This is a genomic window from Micromonospora sp. HM5-17 (genome assembly GCF_003762835.1).
GTDB lineage: Bacteria > Actinomycetota > Actinomycetes > Mycobacteriales > Micromonosporaceae > Plantactinospora.
This window is the reverse complement of record NZ_RJWA01000003.1, coordinates 374176-388891: the sequence shown is the minus strand read 5'-3', so window position 1 is coordinate 388891 and position 14716 is coordinate 374176. Positions and strand designations below refer to the sequence as shown.

Genomic DNA, 14716 nt, shown 5'->3' with positions numbered 1-14716 from the left:
AGAGTGGCTGACCGACCGGCGGCGGTAGGGGTGGAGAGGTGAGCAGGAGTTTTCGGGACAATCTTGCCCAGCTGCTCAAGGCTCGACTGCCGATCCTCTACGTGGAGTCGTACGAGGAGTCCCGGGTCATCGCCGAGGTGACGGCGGTGGCCCGGGACGGCACCTCGGTCCGGACGCCCCGGGCGGTCTGGACCTGGTCGCTGACCGAGGGACTGGTGCAACCCGACGGCGTTGTCCGCCGTGGCACCACCGACCCGGCGGACGCGCTGGACGCCGTACTCCGGCTCGACGAACCGAGCGTGGTGATCCTGCGCGACCTGCATCCGGTGCTCGGCGGGGACGGCCGCCCCGGCGATCCGCGCATCATCCGACGACTCCGGGACGTGGCGGCGGCGTTCAAGTCCGGCACGGTGCCCCGGACACTGGTCCTGGTCTCACCGGTGCTGCGGATCCCCGTCGAGCTGGACCGGGACGTGACGATCGTCGACTTTCCCCTCCCGAGCGAGGCGGAGATCCGGATGGTGCTCGACGGGCTGATCGCGGCGAACATCGCCAGCGGCCGGATTCAGATCCGCCTCGACGACGTGCAACGGGAGCGCTTCGCCAAGGCCGCGCTCGGGCTGACCCTGCACGAGGCGGAGAACGCCTTCGCCCGGGCGATCGTCAACGACGGGATCCTCGACGTCCATGACCTGCGCGTGGTGCACGAGGAGAAGCGGCAGGCCGTCCGCAAGTCGGGGCTGCTGGAGGTGGTGGAGGCTGGTGCGGGCCTGGCCGACATCGGCGGCCTCGAGAACCTCAAGCGGTGGCTGGCCAAACGGGAGGGGGCCTGGCTGGCCGCGGCCGCCGAGTACGGCCTGCCCGCCCCGCGCGGCGTACTGATCACCGGAGTCCCCGGCTGCGGCAAGTCGCTGACCGCGAAGGCGGTCGCGGCGACCTGGGAGCTGCCGCTGCTGCGCTTCGACATCGGCCGGGTCTTCTCCGGGCTGGTCGGGTCGAGCGAGCAGAACCTGCGGACCGCGATCCGGATCGCCGAGGCCACCGCGCCGTGCGTGCTCTGGGTGGATGAGATCGAGAAGGGTCTGGCACCGGACTCCGGCGGCGATTCCGGCACCGCCTCCCGGGTCTTCGGCACGTTCCTCACCTGGATGCAGGAGAAGACCCGTCCGGTCTTCGTCATCGCCACCGCGAACGACATCGGTCGGCTGCCGCCGGAACTGCTCCGCAAGGGGCGGTTCGACGAGATCTTCTTCGTCGACCTGCCGACCCAGGTGGAGCGGCGCTCGATCTGGCGGGTCCACCTGGCCCGCCGGTTGCGCAACCCGGCGGTCGCCGGCGGACTCGTCCTCGACGACGACCTGCTCGCCGAGTTGTCCGCGCTGACCGAGGGCTACTCGGGTGCCGAGATCGAGCAGGCGGTGATCGCCGGCCTCTTCGAGGCGTTCTCCGCCCGGCGTCCGCTGGATCGGGACGACCTGGTCCGGGCGGTCGCCACCATGGTGCCGCTGAGCGTCACCCAGGCCGAGCAGATCGACGCGGTCCGGGCCTGGGCCTCGACCCGCGCCGTGGCGGCCACCGCCGCCGAGGACTGGGATCTCGGTGGTCGGCCCACGATCGGACGGCCGGGCCCGGACGGCTTTCCGCCCGGCCCGCACGGGGGCCGGCTGGTCGAGTACTAGACCGGCCCGCGGTGCAGATCAGTCCACGTCGGACGGGGCGTCGCGGGCCGGGACGCGTTCGACAACGAACCGTGGGGAGGGACGGATGAGCGTGTCACTGCTCCTCGTTCCGGTCGCCCTGGCCGCCGCGACCACCGTGGCGGGCCTGGCATCCGGGCGGGACGACGACGGCCGGGTGGTGTGTGAGGTGCAGACCCGGATGCGGGACGAGAATCTGCTCGCCGCCGCGCTCCGGGAGACCGGTGCGGCGGTCACCGTGCGGGGCCACGAGATCGCGGTGGCCTGGCAGGGCGTCCAGGCGACGTTCCGGCGCGACCAGAACGGCATCTGGACGGCCTCCTTCACCGGGGAGGTCGACGAGAGCCGCGCCATCGAGATCGTGCGCGCCGTTGACGCCGGGTACGGTCGCCAGGTGCAGCGGGCCGTGCTCGACCGGTTGCGGGAGCGGGCCCCGGCCGCCGGGCTGCGGCTGGAGTCGGAACAGACCATGGAGGACGAGGCCGTCCGGCTGGTCTTCGCGGTACGGGAGGGGGTACGTGGTGCTGGGTGAACGTCGGATCGTGGTAACCGTCGCCCCGGACGGTACGGTCAACGCCGAGACCAGGGGCGTCGTCGGCGAGGAGTGCCTCGACTACATCGCGGTGCTCGAGGAGCTGCTCGACGCCCGCGTGGTGGAGAGCGCCTACACCGCCGACTTCGACCGGGCGCCGACGTACGCCGCGCAGCGGCAGGAACTGCGTGATGTCGACCGGGCCTGAGCACGGTCAGGTCGCGCTCCCGGCCGACCACCCGGCGCGCAGCCTCGGCTGGCGGATCCGGCACAGCCTGTGGCTGCTGATTCCCGCGCTCGGGCTCAGCTGGCTGGGCGGGATCGGCTTCCTCTACGTCGGGATACGCGCCCGTCGACCGGCGTGGTGGATCTCCGGCATCTGCTACCTGGTACTCGGCTGGACCTCCTTCGTCGTGGTCGGCGTGACACCCCAGCAGAGCGTCGTCAGCACCATCGCTGTCTGGGTCTACCTCGTCTCCTACCTCGCGAGCCTGATCCACGCGGCGGCGATCAACGGCGCGTGGCTGCGGTGGCGGGCCACCTGGGTGCCGTGGTACGCCCAGCCGGCCGTGGCGCCGCCGCCGAGCCACCCCGGGCCGGCCTACCCCGGGCCCGCTCACCACGGGTCACCCCATTCCGCGCCAACCGGATACGTCAGCAATCCGTACGGTCCCGGAACGCTGCCGCCGGGCCTGGTGCCGCCGCCGGAGTCGTTCTACGGCCCGGGGCCGTCCGCCGCACCGGTCACGTCACCCGCCAGGCCGGGGCCAGCACCCACCGCCCCGTCAGGGGCTGCGGCCACGGTCGGGCCACCGTCGACGGTCGCGCCCGGGCCGCCGACCGGGACGGCCGGCGAGCCGGCTGTGGACGTCAACACCGCCGGCTACGAGCAGCTCGTGGCGCTGCCGGGTTTCCATCCCGACCGCGCCGCCCGGGTGCTCGCGCAGCGGCAGGCGCAGCGCGGCTTCGGCAGCGTGCAGGAGTTCGCCGCCGTCGCCGGCCTGGCCCCGCACGAGTTCGCCCGGCTGCGACACCGGCTGGTCTGCGCACCGCCCCGGGCGGGGCAGGCCGCCGGATCGGCGTTCGGACCGGCGGCCGGAGACACCACCGGGCCGACGTTCGGGTCCGGTACCGGACCGACGGGCGGAGCCGGACGTGGCTCCGATGACGACGGGTGGCGACCGCCGCACCAGGGTCGCGTCCTCGATGTCTGACCACACCCGCGTCCCGGCGGCGAGCGCGGAACCCGACGTCGTCTCGGTGGCACGCTTCCTCGCCTCGACCCGCGCCGAGGGGCCGGGCGAGCGAACGGCGGTCTGGGTGCAGGGGTGCAGCATCCGCTGCCCCGGTTGCTTCAACCCGCACATGTGGGGCTTCCGTGGCGGCGAGCGGATCGCACCGGCCGCGCTGGTCGCCCGGATCCTCGACGCCGGGACGGCCGGGCTGACCCTGCTCGGCGGTGAGCCGTTCGACCAGGCCGCCGCCCTGGCCCGGGTCGCCGCCGGGGTACGCGCGGCCGGCAGATCCGTGATGACCTTCACCGGCTACACCACCGAGGAGCTGCACCGGGCGATCAGCACCGGTCGTGCCGACGTGGCCGCGCTGCTCGCCGAGACCGACCTCCTGGTCGCCGGACCGTTCCTTGCCGACCGGATCGACCGCGTACGTCCCTGGGTCGGGTCGACGAACCAGGAGTTCGTGCTGCTCACCGACCGGATCGCCACCTCCGTCGCGGAGCTGGTCGCCGGCCCTGACCGGCTGGAGGTCACGGTCGACGCGTCGGGCGGCATCGCGGTCAACGGTTGGGCCGAACCGGACGTGCTGGACGCGCTGCTCCAGGGGCTCGGCACCCGCCCGCGCCGCGCCCCCGCCTGACGGCGGATCCGGGCGACGGATCACCCCCACACCCGGCTCGGCCCCGGTCTTTGGGCAGGTAAAACCCGGTCGGACGCGACGGACGCCCGACGTACCATCGGCGGATGACTGATACAGAGCGGCAGCGCCGCGTCGGTGTCCCGGAACGGCCGAGCCTGGACGGGCTCGCCGAGAAGTGGGCGCCCCGCTGGCAGGAGGAGGGCACGTACGCGTTCGACCGGTCGAAGAGCCGGGCGGACGTATTCGCCATCGACACCCCTCCGCCGACTGTATCCGGCGAACTGCACATGGGGCACGTCTTCTCGTACACCCACACCGACATCGTGGCCCGGTTCCAGCGGATGCGCGGCCGGACGGTCTTCTACCCCATGGGCTGGGACGACAACGGCCTGCCGACCGAGCGGCGGGTCCAGAACGTCTTCGGCGTGCGTTGCGACCCGTCGCTCCCGTACGACCCCGAGTGGCGGCCGCCCGCGCGGCCGGTCAGCGACGAGGTGCGGAAGAACCCGGTCTCGATCTCCCGGCGCAACTTCGTGGAGCTGTGCCAGCGGCTGACCGCCGAGGACGAGCGGGCGTTCGAGGCACTCTGGCGACGGCTGGGGCTCTCGGTGGACTGGTCGTTGACGTACACCACCATCGGACCGGAAGCCCGGGCCACCGCGCAGCGGGCCTTCCTGCGCAACCTGGCCCGGGGCGAGGTGTACAGCGCGGAGGCGCCGGCGCTCTGGGACGTCGGGTTCGGCACGGCGGTGGCCCAGGCCGAACTGGAGGATCGGGAGCGGCCCGGGGCGTACCACCGACTGCGGTTCGCGGTGGTTCGTCCCGGGCCGGGCAGCGCCGGGACGCCGCCCGCGCCCGGACCGGGCCGGGACGGGAGGTACGTGCACATCGAGACCACCCGCCCGGAGCTGCTGCCCGCCTGCGTGGCGCTGGTCTGCCACCCGGACGACGAGCGCTACGCCGACCTGGTCGGCGGCACGGTCGCCACCCCGCTCTTCGGCGTCGAGGTGACCGTGTACGCCCACCCGCTGGCCGACCCGGAGAAGGGCAGCGGCCTGGTCATGGTCTGCACGTTCGGCGACCTGACCGACGTGACCTGGTGGCGGGAGCTGCGGCTGCCGACCCGGGTGGTGATCGGCCGGGACGGCCGGCTGCTCCCCGACCCGCCCGCCGGCGTCGCCCCGGCCCCGTATGCCGAGCTGGCCGGCCTCTCGGTGACCGCGGCCCGGCGGCGGATCGTCGAACTGCTGGCGGCCTCCGGCGACCTGGTCGGGGAGCCGCGACCGGTCACCCATCCGGTGAAGTTCTACGAGCGGGGCGACCAGCCCCTGGAGATCATCTCCACCCGGCAGTGGTACCTGCGCAACGGTGGCCGGGACGCCGACCTGCGCGCGGAACTGCTGGCCCGGGGCCGGGAGCTGAACTGGGTGCCGGAGCACATGTGGCACCGGTACGAGCACTGGGTGACCGGGCTGACCGGGGACTGGCTGATCAGCCGGCAACGCTTCTTCGGGGTGCCGTTCCCGATCTGGTACCGACTCGACGACGCCGGCGAGCCGGACCACACCCAGCCTCTCACTCCGGAGGAGTCCGCACTGCCCGTCGACCCGACCACCGACGTGCCGCCCGGGTACGTCGAGGCGCAGCGCGGCCAGCCGGGCGGTTTCGTGGCCGACCCGGACGTCATGGACACCTGGGCCACCTCGTCGCTGACGCCACAGATCGTCGGCGGCTGGGAACGCGACCCGGACCTGTTCGCCCGGGTCTTCCCGATGGACCTGCGGCCACAGGGCCAGGAGATCATCCGCACCTGGCTCTTCTCCACCCTGGTCCGCTCCCACCTGGAGCACGGGGTGCTGCCCTGGCGGGACGCGGTGCTCTCCGGCTGGATCCTCGACCCGGACCGGAAGAAGATGTCCAAGTCGAAGGGGAACGTCGTCACCCCGATGGGACTGCTCGAGGAGCACAGCCCGGACGCGGTCCGCTACTGGGCGGCGACCGGTCGCCCCGGCACCGACCTCGCCTTCGACCCGGCCCAGATCCGGGTCGGTCGACGGCTGGCGACGAAGCTGCTGAACGCGTCCCGGTTCGCCCTCGGGCTCGGCGCCGCCGACGCGCTGCGGGCACCGGCGACCGAGCCGCTGGACCGGTCGATGCTCGCCCGGCTCGCCGGCGTGGTCGCCACCGCCACCGCCGCTCTCGAGCGGTACGACCACACGGAAGCCCTCCAGTGCGCCGAGGCGTTCTTCTGGACGTTCTGCGACGACTACATCGAACTGGTGAAGGAGCGGGCGTACGGCACGGGCTCCGGCGCCGACTCGGCCCGGGCCGCCCTCGCCGCGGCGCTCTCGGCGCAGTTGCGGCTCTTCGCCCCGTTCCTGCCGTACGTCACCGAGGAGATCTGGTCCTGGTGGCGGTACGGCTCGGTGCACCGGGCGCCGTGGCCGACGACGTACGAGATTCAGCGGGTCGCGGCCGACGGCGATCCGGCGCTGCTGGAGCTGGCCGGTACGGCGCTGACCCAGGTACGGCGGGCGAAGTCGGAACGGAAGCTGTCGATGCGGACCGAGGTGCCGCTGGCCGAGGTGCTCGGCCCGGCGGAGACACTGGAGCGGCTGGGCCTGATCGCCGCAGACCTGAAGGCGGCGGGCCGGATCGGCAAGCTGGACCTCCTGCCCGACCGCGCCCCGGAACTCGTCATCGCCTGCGCCTTCTGACCACCGGGAGGGCTCCGTCGCGCCGGCGGCGTGACGGAGCCCTCCCCGGATCGGCGTCAGTCGGCGCAGGTGGGGGCGGGTCGGCTGGGGACCACCATCGCCGCCGGCAGGAGGGTCCGGTCGCTCAGCACCGCGCAGCTGATCTGGTCGGCGGTGACCCGGGTTCGGTTCAGCGTCGCCCCGTGCAGCAGCGCCCGGTTGAGGTTCGTCCCGGCGAGCTGGGCCTCGGTCAGGTCGATGTCGATCAGATTCGAGCCAACCAGTCTCGCTCTGGTCAGGTCGGCGCCGGGCGCGGTGACGTAGCCGAGGTAGGCCTCGCTCAGGTCGGCGTCGGTCAGGTTCGCGGCGGAGAGGTTGGTGGCGTCGAGCCGGGCGCCGCGCAGGTTGACCCCGACCATGGTGGCGCCGACCAGCCCGGTCCCGTCCAGGCCCGCGCCCGGCATCTGCGCACCGCTGAGGGTCGCGCGGTCGAGGATCGCCAGGTTGATCCGGGCGTTCGTCAGGTTCGCCCGGGTCAGGGTGGTCCCCCGCATGCTGGCCCGGTCCAGGTCCGCGCCGGTCAGGTCGGCGCCGGAGAGGTCGGCGCCGTCGAGCGTCGCGCCACGCAGGTCGGCGCCGTCCAGCCGGGCTCCGGTGAGAATCACCCCGGCCAGGCGCGCGTCCCGCCACGACGCGCCGGTCAGCACCGCACCGGAGAGGTCGAGCCGCTCGCCCGGACGGTCCCAGCGGACGTCGCGCCGGCCGAGCACGGTCAGGGCCGCCTGAACGTCCACCGCCGGATGCCGCGCCGCGTCGTCGACAGTGGACCTTTCGGCCGGAGCCGTGGCGTACTGCCGCACGAAGGCGGTGAGGACCGCGGTCACGATGGGCTGCTCGGCCGGCGCCTCCCGGAGAACGTTCTCGAGGGCGAAGACCCCGCTGGCCCGTACCGTGTCGGAGGGCGAGCCGAGGAGTTCCACGGCGGCGAACCGCCGTGAGGCGTCCCGAGCCAGGTCGTCGCCCTGACGTCCGGCCGAGAAGTAGAGTGCCGTCGCGGCCAGCGCCAGCGCGACCACGCTGAGCCCGAGCGCGAGCACGCTGACGGGTGGAACCGGCCGTCGCCAGATCGTGCGGACATTCACGACGATAGTTTGCGACCGCCGGTGGCGACGAACAACACCCACCCGGCCGGGTTCTTCCCGAGCGGACACGGCCCGGACCACCGGGCACGGCGCTGGCGCCGAAACGGTTCAGGCTCCGGTAGTCAGACGAGGGCCACCGGCGGGCCGACCCGGTCGAGCCGACCCTCCCGGTAGTGGAGGGTCATCGAGCCCTCGCCCAGGTTGACCACCAGGCCGCCGGGCACCTGCATCCACCGTCCGCCGGTGCCGGTGGCGTACGCGGCCGCGAGCGTCATCGGGTTCGCCGTCGGGAACCAGTCCGCCGCCGTACGCAGGTAGTGGCTGACGTGCTCCGGGCCACGCGGTCCGCGCTCCGGGATCGCCGGGTCGTTCGACACCAGGTACGCGCGGAATCCACCGGAGGTCGTCACCCCGGCGTACCCCTTCGCCCCGAGCACGGCGGTGGCGATGAGGGCCAGCTTCTCCGCGCCGAACCGCGGGTCGGCGAAGCCGGACAGGTCAACGCCTCGGTCGACGAACTCCGGGATGCCATACCGCTCGCCATACTCCCGCACCCGCCACGCGTCGGCTATGGCCTCCGGGAACTGCTGGAGGCTGGCGTTGTCCCAGGCCCAGACCCAGGCGGCGTGCTCGGCGGAGAAGGTCCCGATCACCTGGATGGCGATCGTCGTCCGCCCCATCGTGAAGGTGCGGGCATGCAGGTCGAACGACCAGGCCTCGCCCTGCGGCAGGTGGCTGTTGAAGGCGCCGAGCCGCTCCAGGGCGAGGGCGGCGTGGTCGGCGCCGAGTTTCTCGAACGCTTCGCTCAGGGTGTTCACCGAACAATGATCGCCTTCGTCTCCGGCCCGGTGGCCGGGGTCCCGACACCGGTCCCGCCGGGGCCGCCGGGTCACCGGTCCGACCGACTCCATCCGGTGGCGACGAAGCGGCTCGCGTCCGCTCCCTCGCCGTGGAAATACAGCCCGCCGAGCCCGAGTACGAGGAGATGGTCGACGTACACGCCCCGACCCTGCGAGCTGCCGTCGGTGGTGTAGCTCCAGCGCAGGTGTGTCGTGCCGGCCGGCACCGTGGCGAGCACGTGCCACCAGCGCCGCCCGCCGTAGCCGGTCAACTCGCCGTCGGCGGTCCAGTGGTGACCCGCCCCGGAGAGGGTCACCTCGACCGGTGCCCAGGACGCGCCGCCGTCCGCCGACGCCTCGAACCGCAGGGTGTCGTACCGCGGCTCGGTGTCGTACCACAGGTGGAAGCTGGCGATGGTCGCCCGGCCGGCGGGCCGGCGCAGCGGCGCGGTGAGGGTGAGGCGGGCGCCGTCGCGGTCGTCCGCCCGCCACGCGGTACCACCGCCGAGTGGCCGAACCGGCATCGCGTACGCCAGGTCACGGGCCAGCGCCCGCCGGGCGACGTTGTTGCTCCCCCAGTTCCGGTCGGGGTGGACCCGGTTGGTCAGCACGATCAGGAAGGTGCGCGAGAGCGGGTCGACCACCAGCGAGGTGCCGGTGAAACCGGTGTGTCCGAAGCCGACCGGCGAGGCGAGCCCGGCCATGTACCAGTGCTTGTTCAGTTCGAGGCCGAGCCCTCGGTCGCTCTCCGGATAGCTGCTCTCCAGGGCGGCGTTGTAGTTGACCAGCATCGCCCGTACGGTCTCCTCGCGGAGGATCCGCACGCCACCGTACTCGCCGCCGTTCAGCAGCATCTGGCAGAAGACGGCCAGGTCGCCGGCGGTGGAGAAGACTCCCGCGTGGCCGGCCACCCCGCCCAGCGCCCAGGCGTTCTCGTCGTGGACCTCGCCCCAGACCATGCCCCGTCCGGCGTACGGCTGGTACTCGGTGGCGGCGATCCGGTGTCGGAGCGCGGGCGACGGGTTGTAGCCGGTGTCGGACATTCCCAGCGGCCGGGTTATCTGGCTCGCCACCAGCTCGTCCAGCGGCCGTCCGGCCACCCGCTCGACCAGCACTCCGAGGGCGATCAGCCCGAGGTCGGAGTAGATGTACTGGCCGCCGGGACTGGCCCCGGCCGCGAACGGGGTGGCCAGGGCCGCCGCGATCCGCTCCTCCCGGGTCGGGTACGTGCTCCACAGTGGCAGGAAGGCCGGCAGTCCGGCGGTGTGGGTGAGGAGCATCCGGACGGTCACCGCCGACTTGCCGCCGGCGGCGAACTCCGGCAGGTAGCGGACGACCGGCGCGTCCAGGTCTATCCGCCCTCGCTCGGCCAGTTGCAGGGCGACCACGGTGGTGAAGAGCTTCGAGATCGAGGCGAGGTCGAAGATGGTGTCCGGACGCATCGGGATCTGCCGCGCCGCGGGGAGTTCGATGCCCTCCCGTCCGGGGGGCGGCCCGACCGCCTCGTACCGGACCGCCGTGCCGACCGCCTCGTGCCGGACGATCACCCCGTCCTTCGCGGCGAGTACCACCGCCCCGGCGTAGGTCGGGTGGTCCGGGTGGTCCGGAGTCGGCGTCAGGTACGCCTCCGCGTCGGCGCGCAGCCGGTCGACGTACTCGGGAAGGAGCCCGACCTCGGCGGCCTGGCCGACCCGCAGCGTCCGGTGGACGAACCGCAGCGCCGCCGGATCGACCGTCGGCGGCCCGGACGCACGCCCGGTCACCACCACCTCCTGGCCGCCCTCGGGACCGGAGGGCACCCGCTGCCCGACCCTCGGGCCGGCGGCGGCCGACGGCGCGACGGCGAGCACCGCCCCGACCAGCGTCGCGGTCATGAACGCCGCCGTGAGCCGGGACGCGCCGGAACCACCGTCGGTGCCGCCCGCGCCGATCCCTCGTCCCGCCATCGTCACCCCGCCCCTCGCGTCGATGCCGAGACCAGGATGAAGCTTTCCTACGTCCTCTTCAAGAGCAGAGGAGTTTCTTGCCAGATGCCGGTTCGCGGGCTACCGCCGGCTGACCACGGTGTACGCCGGCACCGCGGGGATCGCCGATCAGACGGCCGGCCGCGCGTCGGTCGCGAGTTCGCGGCGTCGCGGTAGCGCGGACACGGCGAGCGCGACCAGGGCCGCGCCCGTACCGACGACGGACACGGGCAGGAGGGCGGGTTGCCCGAGCCACTCCCACATCGGAGGCCAGGATGGAGCCGACGTCTCCAGTTGGTCCACCAGCATGGACGGAACGATCACCACCAGCGGCACGTACCAGATGGCGACGGCGATGCCGAACAACACCGTGGTGCTTCCCCGGAGCAGCCGGCCACGACCCTCCGTACGCCGACTGGCCCACCCGAACGTCAACCAGCCGACGAGCGCACCGGTCAGCCCGCCGACCACGCCGAGGGGCCAGACCGCCGCCGGACTCGCCCGGGTCAGCTCGACCGAGGCGTACGTCTCGTCGTAGCCGTCCACCCCTGGCTTCGGCGGACGCGGCCGGGGATCGCCCAACGAGATCTCCAGGCTCACCACGTCGTCCCCGCGCCGCGCGGCGAACACCGCCTCCTTGGGCAGCGTCGACTCGTCGCATCCGGTGCACGCCACGCGGTTACGGATCACCACCTCGGAGACCCGCCATCCGTGCGCGTACAACCAGGCTCGGGTGGAGTCGACCAGGGCCCGGTGGTCGACATCGGAAGGACCGTGCAGGCTTACCGCGGCACGCCCCTGCTGGTACTCGCCGGCGTCGGGAGAGAACAGCAGGTGCAGGTTCTGCGCGTTGAGCGGCTGCCCGTAGATGACGAACAGCGCCGGATCCACGACGACCTGCCCCGTCACGTCCCGGCCCAGCATCCGGCCGAAGAGTTCCGTCGCCTCGGCCTCGGTCGGGAGTGGACGGGCGGTCTCCCACCCGAGCCGCGCGGCGAAGGCCCCGGTGAACAGGCCCCACGCCAGTGCGGTCAGGACGGCGCCCAGCACCACACCCCGGCTGTTGGGGCGCCCCAGTCGGCACCGCAGGCCGTGACGGATCAGGTTGACGGCCTCGCGGACGGTCGGCCGGGTCCGGTCGGGCGGGGCGAGATCGAGGAACGTGGCGACGATCTCCTCACCCCGGGCCCGGCGATACTGCCGCGGATAACACAGCAGCAGCCGGCGGTAGCGGCGCGCCAGCACCTCCAGCGGCTGGGGCATCACATCTCCTCGGTGACGTCGGCTCACGCCGGACGGGGACGGACGGCGACCGCCGGCTGATCCCGAACGTGCCGGCGCAGTTTGCGCTCCGCCACGGTGGCGAGTGCGCGCAGGCGTGCGGTCTCCGCGTCCAGTGCGGCCAGCCCGTCCGAGGTCAACCGGTAGTACCGGCGGAGCCGCCCATCGACGACCTCTTCTCGGTCCCGGGCCACCAGGCCCTGCGCGGCCAGACGGTCCAGCGCGGTGTAGAGCGTTCCGGGAAGCAGCGTGACCCGCCCCGCCGACAGCGCCGCGACCTCCTGGATGATCCCGTAGCCGTGGCGGGGCTGGTCGGCCAGGGCAGCCAGGATCAGGAATGTGGGTTCGCGCATCCCGCTCACATGGTCAATATATATCAACGATCAAGCTATGGCGCGCACCTCGGCGTGTCGACGGTGACGGAATCAGGAACGGCGACGGAATCAGGAACGGCGACGAATCAGGAACGGTGACGGGGTCGCCGGTCAGACCGTCAGGAGCGCCCGTCGGTCGGGCAGCGTGCCCGCCGGGCGGCGCACCGGCCGGGCACGGACTACAGGTTGAACGGCCAGTCACGCAGGAACCGCAGGCCGAGCAGGAGGGCGATCACCCCCGGCCCGATCGCCAGCGTCACCGCCTGCGCCCGGTACGGGATCTGGTGCCGGAGCAGTTCCAGCCCGTTGCCGAGGATCACCGCGCCACCGGCCATGATGAACCCGCCCCACCACCCCCGGTCGCCGAAGTCGAGGACGCCGTTGACGAGCAGCAGGAACGTGATCCCAAGGGCGGCGGTGACCAGGGCCAGCATCGCGATCGTGCGGTGGAAGGCCGCGGGCAGCGGGTCCGCCGCGTGCCAGACGTAGGTGCCCGCGATGGCCAGCGCCGGCAGGGTGATCATGAGGGGCCAGCCCCGACCCATCAGCCCGAGCATCAGCAGCCCACCGACCGCGAAGACCAGACCGCCGACGCAGGCCAGCAGGTATCCGACGAACCCTCGTCCACCGCCGCGAAGCAGCAGCGGCCCGCCGGACGCCGCGATCAAGGCTCCGGGTACGAGAACAAATCCGGCCCACCAGTGAAACCGCCCGACCGCCTGGGCGGTGACCGTCACCGCCGCGACCGCCAGCGCCGCCACCGCCAGGCTGCCCCACCACCGCGCGGCCGTGTCGGGTCGCCGCCCCGCCGCCATCGTCACCTCACCGCTCACGGCTCTCGACTCTGCCTCCTGGCCCGGGCCGGGGCCATCCTGCCAGCCCTACCACCCGCGAACCGGTTAACCACCCCTCCACCACCGCACCCGACACGCATCGCGCGACGTCCGCCGTCTACGCCGGGCGGCGTTCGCGGCGAGGTTGTCGGCGGACGGCCAGCGGTGGCGACCAGATCGTCCCGGCCCGGGCCCAACGGTGTCGAGCCTCAGCCCAAGGTCCCAGCTCACGCGCCATCCGTGCGGATCACGATGCCCGTTTGGCATGCTTCGTCACGTGAGTCTCGCGACGGTGGCCGTGGTGGTGGTCTGTCTCGTCACGGGCGGCGCCGTCGGCTGGCTCGCCGCCACCGCGCGGTCGAGCGCCCAGATCGCCCGGCTCGACGCCACCCTGCGGGCAACCCGGGAGGGCGAGGACCGGCTGGAGCGGTCGATGCGGGCGCTCTCCTACGAGGCGACCGTGCAGTCCCAGGAGGCCGTGGCCCGCGCGGTCGCGCCGCTGCAGGAGACGCTGCGCCGGTACGAGCAGCGGGTCGCCGAGCTGGAACGCGAGCGGGTCGACGCCTACGCGGAACTCCGCGAGCAGGTCCGGTCGATGGCCGTCGTCTCCGGGGAGCTACGTACCGAGACGAAGCAGCTCGTGGCGGCGCTGCGCGCGCCCCAGATCCGGGGGCGGTGGGGCGAGCACCAGCTCCGCCGGGTCGTCGAGGCCGCCGGCATGCTGGAGCACTGCGACTTCGCCGAGCAGGTCACCGCCAGCACCGACCAGCAGGGGGTACGCCCCGACCTGGTGGTCCGGCTGTACGGCGGTCGGACGGTGGTCGTCGACGCCAAGGCGCCGTTCGAGGCGTACCTGACCGCGATGGAGGCTCGGGACGAGGCCACGCGGAACCGGCACCTGGACGCCCACGCCCGGCAGCTGCGGGCGCACGTCGACGCGCTGGCCACCAAGTCCTACTGGGCCGCCTTCGCACAGTCCCCGGAGTTCGTGGTCCTCTTCGTCCCGGCCGACCCGTTCCTCGACGTGGCGCTGCAGCGCGACCCCGCGTTGCTGGAGCACGCGTTCGCCCGCAACGTGGTCCTCGCGACCCCGGCCACCCTGGTCGCGCTGCTGCGTACCGTCGCCTACTCCTGGCGTCAGGAGGCGCTGGCCCGCAACGCGGCCGCGGTGCACACCCTGGCCCGCGAGCTGTACGGCCGGCTCGGCACCCTCGGCGAGCACGTCTCGAAGCTGGGAAGCGCGCTCGGCGGCGCGGTCACCGCGTACAACCGGACGGTGGGTTCGCTGGAGGCGCGGGTGCTGGTCAGCGCCCGCAAGCTCGCCGAGCTGGGCGTGGCCGGCGACGAGCTACCGACGCCGCCGCAGGTCGAGACCGCACCTCGCCAGCCGCAGGCGCCGGAGCTGCTCGACCGTACGCCTCCCGGGTCGTAGACGGCCGCGCCGCGCCCGGGAACGGGCTGTCCGGACACCGGTGGGCGCGAT

At 73.0% G+C, this 14716-nt stretch carries 13 protein-coding genes; 7 read left to right on the top strand and 6 right to left on the bottom strand.

All coding sequences use genetic code 11. From position 1 onward, the window contains the following. The first annotated feature begins 38 nt into the window (after positions 1-38). The 6 genes from EF879_RS11190 to valS all read left to right on the top strand — a co-directional run bounded on the left by EF879_RS11190 (position 39) and on the right by valS (position 6821). Positions 39-1679: an AAA family ATPase gene (locus EF879_RS11190; protein ID WP_123557575.1), complete on the top strand. Its 1641-nt coding sequence runs from the start codon at positions 39-41 to the stop codon at positions 1677-1679. Positions 1680-1764: 85 nt separating this feature from the next. Then, positions 1765-2229 carry a hypothetical protein gene (locus EF879_RS11185; protein ID WP_123557573.1) on the top strand — a complete coding sequence of 155 codons (465 nt, stop codon included), beginning with the start codon at positions 1765-1767 and terminating at the stop codon, positions 2227-2229. After that, complete coding sequence (locus EF879_RS11180; RefSeq protein ID WP_123558369.1) at positions 2219-2437, top strand: DUF2997 domain-containing protein; 219 nt, start codon at positions 2219-2221, stop codon at positions 2435-2437. The genes EF879_RS11185 and EF879_RS11180 overlap by 11 nt, the downstream gene beginning before the upstream one ends. Next, a complete protein-coding gene (locus EF879_RS11175; protein WP_123557571.1) occupies positions 2421-3443 on the top strand; it encodes a helix-hairpin-helix domain-containing protein in 1023 nt (340 codons plus the stop codon). Before EF879_RS11180 ends, EF879_RS11175 begins: the two co-directional genes overlap by 17 nt. After that, complete coding sequence (locus EF879_RS11170; RefSeq protein WP_123558367.1) at positions 3436-4104, top strand: 4Fe-4S single cluster domain-containing protein; 669 nt, start codon at positions 3436-3438, stop codon at positions 4102-4104. The genes EF879_RS11175 and EF879_RS11170 overlap by 8 nt, the downstream gene beginning before the upstream one ends. Positions 4105-4208: 104 nt before the next feature. Continuing rightward, on the top strand, positions 4209-6821 hold the full coding sequence (gene valS / locus EF879_RS11165; protein ID WP_123557569.1) for a valine--tRNA ligase: 2613 nt from the start codon (positions 4209-4211) through the stop codon (positions 6819-6821). A gap of 56 nt (positions 6822-6877) precedes the next feature. On the opposite strand, the gene EF879_RS11160 is transcribed toward valS, so the two are convergent. The 6 genes from EF879_RS11160 to EF879_RS11135 form a co-directional block, all read right to left on the bottom strand. Next, positions 6878-7942 carry a pentapeptide repeat-containing protein gene (locus EF879_RS11160; RefSeq protein ID WP_158624152.1) on the bottom strand — a complete coding sequence of 355 codons (1065 nt, stop codon included), beginning with the start codon at positions 7940-7942 and terminating at the stop codon, positions 6878-6880. 122 nt (positions 7943-8064) lie between these two features. Then, positions 8065-8760, bottom strand: coding sequence for a DUF6882 domain-containing protein (locus EF879_RS11155; protein WP_148086408.1), 696 nt, complete (start codon positions 8758-8760; stop codon positions 8065-8067). Positions 8761-8831: 71 nt separating this feature from the next. Next, complete coding sequence (locus EF879_RS11150; RefSeq protein ID WP_148086407.1) at positions 8832-10727, bottom strand: serine hydrolase; 1896 nt, start codon at positions 10725-10727, stop codon at positions 8832-8834. A gap of 147 nt (positions 10728-10874) precedes the next feature. Next, positions 10875-12008, bottom strand: a complete 1134-nt coding sequence (locus EF879_RS11145) for a hypothetical protein (RefSeq protein ID WP_123557561.1) — start codon at positions 12006-12008, stop codon at positions 10875-10877. A gap of 23 nt (positions 12009-12031) precedes the next feature. Continuing rightward, on the bottom strand, positions 12032-12379 hold the full coding sequence (locus EF879_RS11140; protein WP_123557559.1) for a PadR family transcriptional regulator: 348 nt from the start codon (positions 12377-12379) through the stop codon (positions 12032-12034). 200 nt (positions 12380-12579) lie between these two features. After that, positions 12580-13233, bottom strand: a complete 654-nt coding sequence (locus EF879_RS11135) for a hypothetical protein (protein ID WP_123557557.1) — start codon at positions 13231-13233, stop codon at positions 12580-12582. Positions 13234-13498: 265 nt separating this feature from the next. Here EF879_RS11135 and EF879_RS11130 point away from each other — a divergent pair, with 265 nt between their 5' ends. After that, positions 13499-14665: a DNA recombination protein RmuC gene (locus tag EF879_RS11130; RefSeq protein ID WP_123557554.1), complete on the top strand. Its 1167-nt coding sequence runs from the start codon at positions 13499-13501 to the stop codon at positions 14663-14665. Positions 14666-14716 lie beyond the last annotated feature (51 nt).